This is a genomic window from Alkalicoccus urumqiensis, assembly GCF_002993335.1.
In the GTDB taxonomy this organism is placed as follows: Bacteria; Bacillota; Bacilli; order Bacillales; family Salisediminibacteriaceae; genus Alkalicoccus; species Alkalicoccus urumqiensis.
The window spans coordinates 137880-151727 of record NZ_PVNS01000008.1 but is presented as its reverse complement, the minus strand read 5'-3'; the positions used below and the strand labels follow the sequence as shown (position 1 = coordinate 151727).

Genomic DNA, 13848 nt, shown 5'->3' with positions numbered 1-13848 from the left:
TCGTCATCGTATCATATTTCTTGAAGGGAGGCAGGAAAAATCCCGGCGTTTATGGAAAAGAGGAATGATGACCAAATTAATAAAGGAGGCACCACCATGACGAAAACGATAAAATGGGGCATCCTCAGCAGTGCTAAAATCGCTGAAAACTCCATGGTTCCAGCCATCCATTCTGCTTCCAATTCAGAACTGCATGCGGTAGCGAGTGCCAGCGGAAAAGCAGCGGAAACTGCCGCTTCCTGGAAGGCGGAGACTTCCTACGATTCCTACGAAGCACTTCTGCAGGATGAAACGATTGATGCTGTTTATATTCCGCTTCCAAATGCCCTCCATAAAGAATGGGCGATTAAAGCGATGCATCACGGAAAGCACGTCCTTCTGGAGAAGCCGGCAGCGGTGACATCCGAGGATATTCAGGAAATCCGTGAAGCCGGTAAAGAAACAGGTATGACCTGGATGGAAGCATTTATGTATCAATTTCATCCGCAGCATGCTTTTGTGAAAGAACAGATCAGCCAGAACGTCATCGGGGATGTCCGCCGCATCCGCGCCTCTTTCTCCTTTAACCTGGATCTCGACAGCAGCAACATCCGCCTCGATCCGGAACTCGGGGGCGGCAGCCTGTATGATGTCGGCTGTTACTGTGTGCACGTATCCCGTTTTCTTTTGGACGCGGAGCCGACGCATGTATTCAGTGACGGACGCTACAAAGATGGCGTGGACATTTCGTCGACTGCTTTATTAACGTTTGACGAAGCAGATGCCGTACTGGACTGCAGCTTTCAGGAATCCCCGTTAAACCGGTATGAAGTGGTCGGTACCAAAGGACGAATAGAAGTACCATTTGCCTTCCGGCCGGACCAGAATCCAAACGACGGCCTCGGTGAAGTGTTCGTAAAAGGAGAAGACGGAGCCGTCACAAAGCATGAGACGTTTGCAGCGGACCAGTTTACGCTGCAGATTGAACATTTTTCGCAGTGTCTTCTCGACGGCACCGCTCCGTCCTACACTCCGGAAAGCACGCACAACAACATGAAAGTAATCGAAGCGCTCTACACGTCCCAGCAGCAGAGCAGCATGTAGCAGTCGCTCAGGCTTCAACAGAAAAAAGGGTCCGGGAAAAGTTCCCGGGCCCTTTCTGCTGTTTGATTATTTTGTTACAGACGCACGATAACACGGCCCCGGACTCTGCTTTCACGGATCGCCTCCAGCGTCTCCTGCAGTCCGTCCAGTGTGATTTCCTGGGCAATGTCTTCCATATGGGACGGTTTTAAGTCATCGGCAGCCCGCTCCCAGACATGTTTCCGCTGCTCCATCGGGCAGTAAACAGAATCTACGCCGAGAAGAGTAACGCCGCGCAGGATAAAGGGGATGACGGTCGTCGGCACTTCCACCCCGGCGGTTAGTCCACTGACTGCACAGGCGCCATTATGCTTCAGCGACGCAAGAATGGAGGCAAGTGGTGTTCCGCCTGTCGGATCCACCGCTGCTGCCCAGCGCTGGGACTGCAGCGGCTTTACCTTTTCCGGTGTAACTTCTTCTCTCGACACTACCTCGTCCGCTCCCAGTTTTTCGAGAAATGCTTTTTCTTCCATCCGCCCGGTGCTTGCCGTTACGCTGTAGCCGCGTCCGGAAAGCATATCTACTGCTATGCTGCCGACGCCTCCGGAAGCGCCGGTAACAAGGACCGGCTTATCTTCCGGTGTGATGCCGCTGTGCTCCAGACGGTCGATAGAAAGCGCCGCAGTAAACCCGGCAGTTCCAAGAATCATCGCATCTTTGAGGGATAGCTTTTCCGGAAGCGGAACGATCCACTCCTCCGGAACACGAATGTATTCTGCAAAGCCGCCATCACGTCCGGTACCGAGTGCATAGCTCGTCACGATAACGTTCTGGCCCGCTTCAAACGAAGAATCTCCCGCGTCTTCAATGACGCCTGCAGAATCGATTCCCGGTACGATCGGATAGTGCTCGGCAATGTTGGCATCTTTATCCAATGTCATTGCATCTTTGTAGTTGACGCTCGAATAATGAACCTTTACCAATACACCATCTTCCGGCAGTTCTTCTATATGTCGTTCCACAACACGTCCCTGCTTTTCTCCCTCTGTCACAAATGCACGGTATGTTTTTTCCGTCATACTGTATCCCTCCTGGGTAAACGAATAGTTTTCTTATGCTTACTACTTCTACCCATTTTCACCAGAGGCCATGCATTCTTTCTGATTCAGCACCTGTTCGACAAACCTCCGGCATTTTTTCCGGTCAGATGGCTGCGGCAGTAACTCTACTTTTAACACCGGACCATCCGGAAACGAAGGCGGCAGTGAAGCTTTTAATTCATCAACGCCTCCACAGAAGTGAGGATAAAACGTATCGCCGGTCCCGAAGCATCCGGCTGCCTGCGGGGACATCCCGCACGTTGAGAGTTCTTCCGCCATTTCCAGGGCGGCATCAGGCATCTCCCCCTGTCCCCAGGAATACGTGCCTGCAAACAGGACCGATGCTTTTTTCAGCAGCGCGGTGTCCAGACGGGGAGCAGGCATTAAACACACTTCTTCTCCTGAAGCTTCTGCCTCTTGTTTAATCATGCCTGCGAGTGCTTCTGTATTTCCCGTTGCGGAAACATATACAATAACGATCAAAGCTCATCAAATCCATTCCGCTCTGTCACTTTCGAATACGCTCTCGATTTCTGTTCAAAAAAATCGGATTTTGTTTCATTCATCATGTCATCACTGAAGACGTGAATCCACGGCATTGGGTTTTCCTGCTCTGGAAAAATGTTATCCATACCGAGCTGCCGCATCCGTTTATTCGCCAGGTATTCCACGTACTTTTCGTATTCTTCCATATCGATACCATCGATCGGCTGCAGCACATCGCGCGCCCATTCTTTTTCAAGCTCGGCGCCGCGGCGGAGAACGGCAGCTGCTTCCTTTTCTGCCTCCGCTGACTGAAGCTCCGGATTTTCACGCCGCAGCATCCGCAGAAAGTAGGAAACAAAATAGGCATGCTGCATTTCATCCCGCTGGATGTAGCTGATCATCGTGCTGGTCTTCACCATTTTCTGCTGGCGCGCAAGGTGATAGAAATAGGCAAATCCAGCATAAAAATAAATCCCTTCCAGTACGATCGAATGAATGCCGAGTGTAAATAAGGACGATAAGGACGGATTCTGGTGAAACGATTCATAGGCTGCCAGAATTTCTTCATTCCGCCGGCGGACAACGGGGTCTCTCCGCGCCTCATCAAACCGTTTCTTTTGTTCGCCGCCGGAAACAAGTGAGCTGAGCACGTAGGAATAGGATTCGTTGTGCACAGCCTCCTGCTGGGCAATAACCGCAAAAATTGCCTGGCACCCTGGATCAGTCACATAGTTCATGACCTGCATCATTGTCGGTGTCTGCAGGCTGTCGAGGGAGGCAAGCTGAGCATTGAGGCGGAGAAAGACATCCTGCTCCACGCTGCTCAGACTGTCCCACTGTTTAATATCATCCTGCATGTTGATTTCCTGCGCTTTCCAGAAATTGGACAGAAGTGCCTGATACATATCGTACATCTGCGGGTAGGCAATATCGTTCCAGTTTAATATGCCGCTTGCCTGGCCGTTGACAAGCCTTTTTGATTTATTTTCCGCTTCCAGATTCATTAACGTCATTTTGTTCAGTGCAGTATCAGGCATGACAGCTTTCACACTCCTCTATTTCTTCCTGGGACGTACTCCGGACATAGTATGTCGTTTTTAACCCGTGCCTCCAGGCATCCAGATGCAGCTCCAGCAGATCTTTTGCTTTGATATCATGGCGGACGTACAGGTTAAAACTGATCCCCTGGTCCACATGGCGCTGTCGCGCTGCGTTCTGACGGATGCTCGCATGCTGGTCCAGATCATGACGTGCCTTCTGATAGTAAGGGTAGCTCCGGTGGTCCAGATCCGGAGGCGTCACTTTAAACTTAAAGTTCTTTTTCTCCTCTGCATACTCAAGGGCGTAAATCGGGTCAATTCCGTCGGTGGAACCGGCGATTTTCGCCGTGGAGGAATTCGGTGCAACTGCCATCAGCCAGCCGTTTCGGATGCCGGATGTTCCCACCTTCTCCGCCAGCTCTTCCCAATTTTCTCCTAAATAGTTTCTCCGTTTGAAATACTGGCCGCTCTCCCATTCTGATCCTGAAAAAGCAGGATAGGCCCCTTTTTCCCCGGCCAGGTCAGCAGATGCCTTGATCGCGGAATAAGCGATCATCTCATACACTTTATCTGTCAGAGAAACCGCCTCCTCCGACTCCCAGTGAATCCGCTGCTGGCTGAGAAGGTGATGCCATCCGAACGTGCCGAGACCGACAGCGCGGAAGCGTTTGTTCGTTATTTCTGCCTGGGCAACCGGCAGGTGATTCAGGTCGATCACATTATCAAGCATTCTCATCTGAATGGCGGTTGTCCGTTCGATTTCACCGGATTCGACAACCCTTCCAAGATTCAGCGACGATAAATTGCAGACGACAAAGTCTCCCGGACGGCGTACGATGACCATGTCCCCATCTTCCGTAATATATTCATCAGAAATCGACGAAGCTGACATGTTCTGGGCGATTTCTGTACAGAGGTTGCTGCAGAAAATGGATGTTCTTCCAGGGTTCTCTTTGTTCGGATTCATCCGGTTTACTTCATCCCGGTAAAACATGTATGGCGTGCCGGTTTCCAGCTGGGAAATCATGATTTGTTTCATGAGTTCCATCGCCCGGACCGTTTTTCTCGGCAGAAGCGGGTGGTTTTCTGCTTCCTGGTATTTCTCCGTAAACCAGGCTCTGTCCGTCTCATCGTAAAAATCTTCCAGGCCGAGCGGTGTCCCGTCTTCCGCTTTCCACCCCATCATCTGCTTTACTTGATGCGGACAGAACAGAGACCACGAGCCCGAACTTCTTCCTTCCTCATCTTTTTCCTCTAGCCGGCGCATGAACAAGTCCGGAATACAGACTCCGTGGAAAACATCGTGCGCTTTCCGGCGCTCATCTCCATTGTTTGTTTTGAGCTCCAAAAAACCGAGTGCCGCATCTTTATGGAAAATATCGAGATAGACAGCGACGGCCCCCTGACGCTGACCGAGCTGGTCGACACTGACGGCGGTATCATTGAGAAGACGGATCCACGGAATGACACCGGAAGACGTTTCTTTAAAGCCTTTGATGTCCGAACCGAGCGCCCGCACCCGGCCCAGGTACACGCCGATCCCCCCGCCGTCTTTACTGAGACGGGCGATATCCCAGTTATTTAAATAAATGCCGTCCAGGGAGTCTTCCACCGTATCAATAAAACAGGAGGAAAGCTGGCCGTAGCTTTTCCCGGCATTGGACAGTGTCGGTGTGGCTACTGTCATATAAAGGTTGGACAGCGCACGGTAGGCTTCAGCCACGAATGCCATCCGCTTATGTACAGGCTCTTTCTGCATCAGAGTCATGGAAATGATAAGAAAGCGCTCCTGCGGAAGTTCCATTGTTTTTTTGTCGTGTGTGCAGGCAAGATACCGGTCCCGGAGCAGAAACAATCCAACAAACGTAAACAACCGGTCCCGTTCCGGGCGGATCATTTTTTCTGCCTCCTGCCATTCCTCCGGAGAGTAGACGCTCAAAAGAGCAGGGTCGTAAATCCCCTCCTCCACCAGCTGCTGCACGAGCCCGTAAAGATTCGTGTATCCTGCACTCCCTCTGTTTACTTCCGCTTCTTCATACAGACGTTCCAGATAAATCGAAGCGGCTGTAAACGTATAGCCTGGTGCATCCATCGCCGTATGATTCAGCGCATGCTGAAACACATAGTCGCGGGCCTTTTCTTCCGTCATCTGCGCCGTTTTCTCCCGAAGCAGCTCAAGTGAAATACCTCCTGCTTCCTCTGCCCGGTCGAGCCATGTCGTCATCGTCTGATTCTCCATTATGCACCGTTCCTTTCTGAACAAAAAAGCCCTCCCGGTACTCCGGAAGGACAGCAGAAAACGGCGCAGGAGAGCAGAGAAACTCTGCTTTTCAGCATCGTTCTCTGTATCTCTCACCCCGGAGACCAGAAACTCAACGGTGCAGGGCAGGTCTCCTGGCTTCTGCGTCTTCCTTCAAAATCCCTTCCCATCCTAAACAGGACAGTGGCTTGATTTTGTCGTCAGCAGTTACAGTTGCGGGGACAGCTCCGGTTTTTCACCGGATTCCCTTTTCAGCCGCCGTGCGGCACCCTGATCACCGTGGTACTATATTTTGTTCGTCAAAGTATTTTCAATCAATATATGGTAACTCTACCGCAAAAATGTTCATCCAGCAAGAGGCTTTATTTTCTTCCGTTATGGAAATATTCCAATGCCAGCTCTTCTTCCTCACTGAGCGGCGTCCCGAATTCGTTTTCCATCCGGCGGCGCACTTCTGCTTCGTCTCCGTGGTGCTCGATCATCTGCTCCGCCGTAAACCGCAGCAGATCCGCTTCTTCCTGAAACACTTCTTTCGTCACAGGTTTCCAGTGGGAAATGACGTACGTTTCTGCATCAAAAGCTTCCATTTTGTCCAGCATTGAAATCGTCTTTTCCGGTGTAAAGCGCCAGGACGGGGCGTACATATCCGGAGCGAGCGCATCGCCTAAAAACAACGTTTTTTCCTCATGGACGTAGGCGGTTAATCCATCCGGGGAATGATCGCCTCCTACATGCTGAAGCGTCACGTGGACATCTCCGAGATCAATCTCACTCTGCTGTTCAAATGTGATGGTCGGTGTCACCACCCGGATGCTCCGCTCATGCGGAAACTCTTTTTTAATGGCATCCGCACAGAATGAGATTTCCGTCCCCTCCTCAACACGTTTGTCGAGGGAAGCATCGTCCCACATGTACTGCTTCATTCTCTCGATTTCCCGGGCTGTCTGCGCAGTGGCAATCGTCGGTGTCCGTGTCAGTGCCGCCATACCGAATATATGATCCCAGTGGTGGTGTGTGATGGCTGCAAGCGTCGGCGCAGGAATGCCGAGTCTCGTTAAGTGGTCGAGAAACAGCCGTACGTGATCCTCCGAATTTCCTGCATCAATGAGCAGTGTCCGGCTCTTTCCCTGCACAGCCGCAAGAATCGGACGGTCAGTTTCCTCCACTGGTGTTAAATAGACAATTCGTTTACCGATATGCTTTATTTCCTGAACCATCGTTTCCACTCCCTTCCACCTTACTGTAGCACAGGTGGCAGAAAAGCAGAAAGGGTTACGAATGTTTAGAAGATCGGAAACACCAGGGAGAGGGTTACACCAATGACCGCGAGAAGGACGCCATAAATAAGCGCAGGGATAACGGTTTTTCGGATGATTTCTCCTTCTCTTCCAATCATTCCTGTTACTGCAGCGGCTGCCACCACATTGTGCACACAGATCATATTTCCGGCAGCGGCCCCCGCCGTCTGCTGCGCGAGGACGAGCGGTTCATACAGCTCATTGGCCTGAGCCACCGACTGCTGCACCGGCGCAAACGTCAGTCCCGAGACCATCGCACTGCCTGTAATGAAAGAGCCGAGCATTCCTAAAAATGGGGCAGCTGCGTGCCAGCCTCCGCCGATAATAGAGGTAAGGACCGACGCCAGGTACTGCGGCATGGATGGAAGCCCTGCCGTATTCAGTCCGGAATGGATAAATAAATAAACAAATCCAAGTGTAGGAATGAGTGCAAGCGCCGCAGCACCTGCTGTTTTTGCAGAGATTCCTGCAGCACGCACCACACTTGTTCCCGAAGAGGTCTGCAGCAGAGATGCAGCCAAAGCCGCTAGAATGAGAACCGTTCCCGGAGAATAAAGCACCTCCCAGGCGGCGGAAACCGGCGTGCCATAAATCTCCGTCCATTCAAGGCGGACAGACTGAAGCGCAGACTGAACAGCAGGGAACGCTCTCGTCAAAATGAGAAGGAGCACGACGATAATGTAAGGGGACCAGGCTGTCGGAAGCTTCATTTTACGTGGAACATCGATCTCCTTTATTTCCTCACGGAGAGGCGCCCACGTTTCCTCCGGAAGCAGGAAGCCAATCGAGGCTGTCCACGCGGAGACAGCGAGAGCGATGAGAGAAGCCACTATAGCAACGAATTCCGGACCGAGAAACAGAGCTGACAGGAAAGCCGAAACAGAATATACCGCTCCGATCATCAGCGCCCATGGAATCATTGGGATCCACGATGCCCGGTTTTCTTTTCCGCCGAACAAGATGGTAAGCAGCATAATTAATCCAAGCGGAAGCAGCGTACCGGTAATCAGATCCATCCCGGTAATCCAGACAGCCGCTTCCTGAAACAACCCAGGTCCTGCTCCTTCTACACCGCCGAGACCGAAAATAACGGGTGTGCCGACAGCCCCGAACGATACGGCCGTACTGTCCGCTGCCAGTGCAAGAACAACCGCTGCAGCCGGAGGAAAGCCGAGTGCTAAAAGCAGTGGTCCGGTAACAGCAGCCGGCGTGCCAAAGCCTGCAGCTCCTTCCAGCAGACTCCCGAATAAAAAGGCAACGATGACTGTCTGCACGCGCATATCCGGAGACAACTTCCGGAAGCCCTCGTTAATACGGGCAACCGCTCCTGTTTTCTCCAGCGTACGAAGAAGCAGAACGGCTCCGAATAAAATGTAAAGTATAGCAAGTGCCTGCACCATTCCCTGTGTCACTGCGGCTCCTGCATCAATAAGCGGCATCTGCCAGATGACAAGGGCTCCTGCGGCAAATAAAATAAACGTCCAGCTCATTCCTATTTTCGCCGGCATGCGGAGTACAACCAGGAATAAAAAAGGCAGAAGTACTGCACTGAAAGCTGTTAAGGCCGTCATAATAAATCCCCCTACTAATTTGCTCATTATTTCACAATGTCTATATTTCTATTATACGACAAGTATTTATAAAAAAGAGCCATTGTTTATGTGAATGATTGAACAATTAGTGACAATTGCCTATATTACTTCTGTTTGACAGCTTGTATCCAGAAATCGATCTGCTTCAGTACAGATCCGGCAGAACCCGTGAGAATCAAGTCAAAATCCTCCCATGTTCCTGCCCGGTCTTTATTGATATAAATTTTCCGTCCTCGTGTCTGCCGGGGTATCTGATTCGCCGGTGCCACCTCCAGACTTGTACCGATAACGATAAGAACATCTGCATTCCGTACCGCCTCGAACGTTTTCTCCCAGGCTTCCTGCGGCAGAGGTTCGCCGAACAGAACGACATCCGGCCGCAGATTCCCGCCGCAGACCCTGCAGCCCACACCTTCGAGAAAGGCGTCTTTTCCCGCTGATTCGTGGCATACAGAGCAGGAGAACGATGCCAGACTGCCATGAAGTTCCGCCGTTTTTTGTGATCCTGCACGTTGATGCAGTCCGTCTACATTCTGTGTCGCTGTCAGCTGCACCAGTTCTCCCGCCTCCCAGGCAGCCAGAATGTCATGACCGTTATTCGGTTCCGCCTGCTTCAGCGCGGTAATCCTTGCCGAATAAAAAGAATGAAACAGTTCATATTCATTGGTCAGGGCTTCCACACTCGCCACCGTCTTCGGATCGATTTTCCTCCACCATCCCGAGGAAGACCGGAAATCCGGCAGGTTGGATTCGGTGCTGATTCCTGCTCCGGTTAATACACAGACAGTGCCGGCATGCAGAATAAAAGCAGCCGCCATCGCTGTATCGACCTCCTCGCCGAACACTGCTTGCGCCCAGCTGGACCAGAGCCGTGTCCGTTCGGGATCGACCTCAAGAAGGCGTTTCTGTAAGTCCGGATAGAGTTCAGAATCGAGTTCAATCGGATGCATCGCAAGCCAGGATGTGTCCTCCAAAAGTGTTCCCGGCAGAATGTTCTTTTCCGGGGAAGACCACTGCCCGCTTCCTTCTTCCAGTCCGCGGATGATGCGCCTGTACCACGTTCCCTCATCTTCGACTTTTCGTTTAATTTCAAGTGTTTCTCTTCCTGCACCTGCAGCAAAGATCGTTTCCCAGCTGGTCAAAGCCGCTCCCTCCTCCTGCTTCTATTTTCACCTGTATTATTCCCCCACATCTGCTTCTCAAATCACAGACTGGCAGAAGCAGGGCAACTGAACGAACATTGGCTGCCATAGAACTTTATTATGAAGGAAAAACGACGCCATTCCCGGCAAACCCGCATGAAGACAGCTTCGGATTAAATGCATTTTTTGAGTAAAAAAAGAGGCCCCCCCTGTTAAGGAAAGCCTCCGTGTTTCGTTTACTGTATCCACTCATCCACCATATCCCGGTTTTCTTCAATCCACTGCGAAGCACCTTCTTCTTCATCTTCCGCTTCGTTAATATAGGACATCAGCTCACCGAGTGTCTCATCATCCATTTCCCAGTTGTTCCACCATTCAACCACTTCCGGGTGGTCTTCTGCGAAACCGGTACGGGTCATGTAATAGATATCCTCCGCATCACCGTAAACATTATCCGGATCATCCAGGTACTTAATATCATAATCAGAAAATACCCAGTGCGGATTCCACATGGTCACTACGACCGGCTCTTCATCCGCAATCGCTGTATCAAGTTCTGAAATCATCGCAGGCTCGGAACTGACCAGATGCTCATATTCCAGACCATATGCCTCAATGGCATCATCCGTCAGACGGGTGAGACTGGCACCGGCATCGATGCCGACGATTTCTCCATCGAACATATCGACATTATCATTCAGCTCTTCGATGCTGTTGATATCTACATACTCCGGTACGGCGAGACCAAGGCCGGTTCCTTCAAACCAGACTTCACCGAGCTCAATATTATCTTCGTGTTCTTCGTAAAATGGTTCGTCCGTTGTCGGAAGCCATACTTCCATGGCGGCATCCAGTTCACCATTTGCGACGCCGACCCAAATCGGTGATTTTTCCGACATCGTAATTTCAACGTCATAGCCTTCTTCTTCGAGGAGCAGTTTCCACATGTTTGTTATAGCAATGTTCTCCGCCCAGTTATTATAACCGAGTGAGATTTCTCCTCCGGCTTCTCCACCGCTGCTGTTGTCTGCAGCCTCTTCTGTATTTCCATCGTTTTCTGTTCCGCTGTTGTTCCCCTCATCCGCTCCACATGCTGCAAGGAACGCGGCAGAAAGCAGCGCGGCACTTGTCAATCCAGGTTTTTTCATGATGTTTACACACTCCTTCTGCTTGTTTTACACATTATTTAATTATAGCGTGGTTCAACCAAAGAGACAAACGTCCCTTATACCCGTGTATTCTTTTCAGCATATGCCAGTGTGTCTTATCCTCTCTTTATACAGCTTTTATACAGTATTCTTCATTATGTGCTTGCATTTCTCCATCTTCCTTTGCTATGCTGTTCTTTGACCAATCAGTCAATATAAATGACCATTAAGTCATACAAGGGTGGTGGACCGGTTGAATGAACGAAAAAAAGCGCTCCTTTACAGCGCCAAATCCCTTTTTCAATCACAGGGAATGCAGCATACCTCTGTGGCAGATATTACAAACGACTGCGGTGTATCCAAAGGTAGCTTTTATCAGCACTTCCCTTCAAAAGAATCGCTTCTCCTCGCTCTTGTCGATATGTACCATGAAGAATTGTTCGCCGGCAGAGAACCGGAGGACCACCTCCTGCCCCATCGTCTGGAAAAAGAGTTTATGCAGGCAGAAGAGTACCGCCGTTTTCTCATTGATTTGACGGTGCTCTACCCTCCCGGAAAAGACCATAAAATCGGTCAGCAGCTTCAAAAAAAACATGCACATCTTCAAGCGTGGCGGGAGGAGGCGATTGCCAATGATTTCGGAAAAGCAGACGCCCGCCTCCCTGAATTACTGTTTTTAACCGATGCACTTTACCATGGGCTGCTCCGCCGGATGATTTGGGAAAACCAGCCGTATACCGCTGAAGGCTGTGCCGCTTTTATCACCAATGCATGCCGTTCGTTCGTTGATCACGGCGTATATTTTTCCGAGCTTCACTATCCGGCTCAGGTTCAGACTACGCTTTCTGAAGAAGCAGCCCTCCTTCGGGAAAAGCTTCACGGTTCCGGTCTGGAAGAAACGGCAGAGCGGTTGAACATGGAAGCCCAAAAGAAAGCTCCGGATTCCATTGTGCTCGATGCGCTGCTGCATGTGATTAAAACCGGGGTGGAAAAACATATATGGGAACCCTTTGCGGTCCTGTGGAATAAAGAGAGGAGAAACTATCGTGAATGAACCTTTAACGAACAGACAAAAATACGGAATGATTGGAGCGCTTCTTCTCGGAGCATTCATGGGCATTACAAATGAAACCCTTCTTGCCACCGCTCTACCGACTATTCAGGAAGTATTCGGGATTACACAGGGGGAAGTCCAGTGGCTTACGACCGTCTTTCTGATGGTAAACGGAATTATGATTCCGATTTCTGCATTTTTAATTGAACGCTTTTCGACACGGAAATTATTTTTAACAGCCATCGGCCTTTTCGGGCTCGGTACACTGACAGCCGCTCTTTCTGTAAACTTTCCGATGCTGCTTGCCGCAAGAGTGATTCAGGCATCCGGCTCCGGCATTATGCTGCCGCTGTTAATGACCGTCCTGTTAATACTCATTCCTGCAGAGCGGCGCGGCCGTGCGATGGGAATGCTCGGTATCGTTATCGCATTTGGACCGGCCATCGGGCCGACACTTTCCGGCGTGCTGCTGGAATACTTCAGCTGGCGGTCGCTGTTCATTACACTTCTTCCGCTGGTCGGACTCGTGATCCTTACTGCCTGGTTTCTCATGCGTAATGTTACCAATCTGGCACGTCCAAAAATCGATGTGCTTTCCATCGCGTTGTCGACAATCGGGTTCGGTTCCTTTCTTTACGGGTTCGGTATCGCCTCCAAAGAGGGGTTTGCCAGTCCGGTTGTCGGTGCGTTCGTTCTTCTCGGTGCAGTCGTCATCACACTCTTCGTCCGCAGGCAGTTTAAGCTCGAGCGGCCGATTCTCGAGTTCCGCATCTTTAAGTTTCCGATCTTTACGCTTGCAATCGGAATTACGCTTGTTGCCATGATTTCTTTAATCGGTGCAGAAACGATGCTGCCGCTGTTTGTTCAGAACGTTCTCGGCTTTACACCGCTGCAGTCTGGTCTGATGCTGCTTCCGGGAGCCGTTGTTATCGGAATCATGTCCCCTGTTGCCGGAGCTCTTTTTGATAAATACGGTGCCCGGAGGCTCGCCATACCAGGGTTTGCTATCGTCGTTGTAACGACACTGCTCTTAACGAATCTGTCTCTCGACATGTCCTTTGCTTATTTAACAACGATTTACGCCATCCGCATGTTCGGCCTGTCATTGACAATGATGCCGGTCATGACTGCTGCGCTGAATCAAATTCCGGAAGAGTGGTACGCCCACGGCTCTGCCATGGCCAACACACTGCAGCAGATTTCGGCATCGATCGGAACAGCGATTCTAATTACGTTCGTCAGTCTCGGTACAATGCTGTATGAGCCAGGGACTTCCGGTGCAGCGACAGAAACCCTTATGGCAGAAATGAACGGCTTCCGCTGGGGCTTTATCGGCAGCGCCGTTCTTGCAGCAGCCGCCTTCCTGCTAAGCTTTAAATTAACGTCTCCTGCAAAAACAGATACGGAAGAACAGGCCTGGAAAGAAGCTCAATAACCTGAAAAAAACAGCCGTCGGAAATATGGAGGCCACTGAAAAAGTCTTTATTAAAGAAACTCTCTACATTGAGAGTTTCTTTTTTATTACATAATTTGATATACGAAAAGAAACTTTAACCATTTCAATTAGTGAAATCAGACTGCACTACAGACGGAAGCTTGCCGCGGGCATGGCCTCAGCCTCCTCGAACATCCTTTGGATGTTCTGCGGGGTCTTCACCTCATGCTC

The 13848-nt window shown here is 50.7% G+C and carries 11 protein-coding genes and 1 riboswitch; of the genes, 3 read left to right on the top strand and 8 right to left on the bottom strand.

The annotated features are described in order from the left end of the window. Positions 1-96 precede the first annotated feature (96 nt). The gene (locus tag C6I21_RS09880) at positions 97-1083 is read left to right on the top strand and encodes a Gfo/Idh/MocA family protein (protein ID WP_105959299.1); all 987 of its coding nucleotides are present in this window, start codon (positions 97-99) and stop codon (positions 1081-1083) included. Positions 1084-1157: 74 nt separating this feature from the next. On the opposite strand, the gene C6I21_RS09875 is transcribed toward C6I21_RS09880, so the two are convergent. The 8 genes from C6I21_RS09875 to C6I21_RS09840 form a co-directional block, all read right to left on the bottom strand. Beyond that, positions 1158-2141: an oxidoreductase gene (locus tag C6I21_RS09875; protein ID WP_105959298.1), complete on the bottom strand. Its 984-nt coding sequence runs from the start codon at positions 2139-2141 to the stop codon at positions 1158-1160. Positions 2142-2189: 48 nt separating this feature from the next. Continuing rightward, positions 2190-2645 (bottom strand): flavodoxin domain-containing protein, encoded by a 456-nt coding sequence (locus C6I21_RS09870; protein WP_105959297.1) that lies wholly within the window; start codon positions 2643-2645, stop codon positions 2190-2192. After that, complete coding sequence (locus C6I21_RS09865; protein WP_105959296.1) at positions 2642-3685, bottom strand: ribonucleotide-diphosphate reductase subunit beta; 1044 nt, start codon at positions 3683-3685, stop codon at positions 2642-2644. The genes C6I21_RS09870 and C6I21_RS09865 overlap by 4 nt, the downstream gene beginning before the upstream one ends. Next, a complete protein-coding gene (locus C6I21_RS09860; RefSeq protein ID WP_105959295.1) occupies positions 3678-5927 on the bottom strand; it encodes a ribonucleoside-diphosphate reductase subunit alpha in 2250 nt (749 codons plus the stop codon). The genes C6I21_RS09865 and C6I21_RS09860 overlap by 8 nt, the downstream gene beginning before the upstream one ends. Positions 5928-6057: 130 nt before the next feature. Beyond that, a riboswitch (cobalamin riboswitch) is annotated at positions 6058-6236 on the bottom strand. Between the two features lie 74 nt (positions 6237-6310). Further along, positions 6311-7165, bottom strand: coding sequence for an MBL fold metallo-hydrolase (locus tag C6I21_RS09855; RefSeq protein ID WP_105959347.1), 855 nt, complete (start codon positions 7163-7165; stop codon positions 6311-6313). Positions 7166-7230: 65 nt separating this feature from the next. Continuing rightward, positions 7231-8817, bottom strand: a complete 1587-nt coding sequence (locus C6I21_RS09850; protein WP_105959294.1) for an L-lactate permease — start codon at positions 8815-8817, stop codon at positions 7231-7233. 125 nt (positions 8818-8942) lie between these two features. Then, a complete protein-coding gene (locus tag C6I21_RS09845) occupies positions 8943-9980 on the bottom strand; it encodes an SIR2 family NAD-dependent protein deacylase (protein ID WP_245411595.1) in 1038 nt (345 codons plus the stop codon). A gap of 236 nt (positions 9981-10216) precedes the next feature. Then, entirely contained in the window at positions 10217-11128 is a 912-nt protein-coding gene (locus tag C6I21_RS09840; RefSeq protein WP_105959293.1) for a glycine betaine ABC transporter substrate-binding protein, read from the bottom strand. A gap of 253 nt (positions 11129-11381) precedes the next feature. On the opposite strand from C6I21_RS09840, the gene C6I21_RS09835 reads away from it, so the two are divergent. Both C6I21_RS09835 and C6I21_RS09830 read left to right on the top strand, forming a co-directional pair. Beyond that, positions 11382-12182: a TetR/AcrR family transcriptional regulator gene (locus C6I21_RS09835; RefSeq protein WP_105959292.1), complete on the top strand. Its 801-nt coding sequence runs from the start codon at positions 11382-11384 to the stop codon at positions 12180-12182. Further along, on the top strand, positions 12175-13617 hold the full coding sequence (locus C6I21_RS09830) for an MDR family MFS transporter (protein WP_245411594.1): 1443 nt from the start codon (positions 12175-12177) through the stop codon (positions 13615-13617). The genes C6I21_RS09835 and C6I21_RS09830 overlap by 8 nt, the downstream gene beginning before the upstream one ends. The last annotated feature ends 231 nt before the right edge of the window (positions 13618-13848 follow it).